The 937-nt window shown below is 60.9% G+C and carries 2 protein-coding genes; both read right to left on the reverse strand.

Annotation, left to right across the window (positions count from 1 at the left end):
- Positions 1-634: trimethylamine methyltransferase family protein (locus EOA24_RS39460; protein ID WP_189354657.1), on the reverse strand; the 634-nt coding region annotated here is incomplete at its 3' end.
- A gap of 75 nt (positions 635-709) precedes the next feature.
- Positions 710-937: NAD(P)-dependent oxidoreductase (locus EOA24_RS39465; protein WP_281059944.1), on the reverse strand; the 228-nt coding region annotated here is incomplete at its 5' end.

The following is a 937-nucleotide window of genomic DNA, read 5'->3' on the forward strand; positions in this document are numbered from 1 at the left end:
CCATCATGTTGATGCCGTCCATCGCCCTGGCGCGGCCAATCGCGGTGCAATGGAAGGAGAGGTCGCTCAGCGTCAGATTGGCGTGATAGGTGTCGAGATGGCGCGAATTCGCCGGCAGCTCGATCGGCGCCACCACTTGGTTGCCGATGATGTGGATGGCGTTGAAGTGGTGCGCCAGCCGGATGAAGTTCTGATAGTCGGGCAGGTTGCCTGGACGCCGGCCGTTAATGCGGTCATGCACATTGGGCGGACCGGCGACTAGACCGAAGACCAGTGAATTGCCGCCGAAATGGAGCTGCTTTTCGGGATTGCGGCTGGTCAGCGTGAAGGAGGAGGGAACGTTGCGCAGCGCCTCGGCGACGATGCTCTCGTCGATGCGGATGGTGTTGCTCTCGCGATCGACGGTGGCGCCAGCCTTGGAGAACAGGTCCATCACCTTTTCGCTCATGACGCGGATGCCGAGTTCCGACAGGATGCGCATCGATGTCTTGTGCAACTGCTCCATGCGCTCCTCGTCGAGAAGCTGCATGGGCGGGTAGGGATTTTTCACGCTCTGCCACGGCAGTTGCGCGATGCCGCCGCCGCTGCGTCCGAGCTTCGATCGGCGACCGCCGCCGCGCCTGTCCTGTGACATCGGATTATTTCCTCCCGATCCTCTTTCTTCGCAATTCCGGACGGAAAACCGTTCACACTTTTCCTGGAATTGCTTTCAATAGCCGCGTTCCGGATTGACCACATTCTCCAGCGGCTCACCTTTGCGGTAGCGCGCCAGATTGTCGGCGAACATGTGCAACGACTTGATGTCCCAGCCGTCATAGACCGCCGCGCAATGCGGCGTGATGACGACGTTTTCGTAACCCCAGAGCGGGTGCTCGGCCGGCAGCGGTTCGGTCGCGAAAACGTCGAGCGCCGCGCCCTTGATCCGCTTGTTGTCGAG

It is taken from the genome of Mesorhizobium sp. M2A.F.Ca.ET.039.01.1.1, assembly GCF_003998035.1.
Classification (GTDB): domain Bacteria; phylum Pseudomonadota; class Alphaproteobacteria; order Rhizobiales; family Rhizobiaceae; genus Mesorhizobium.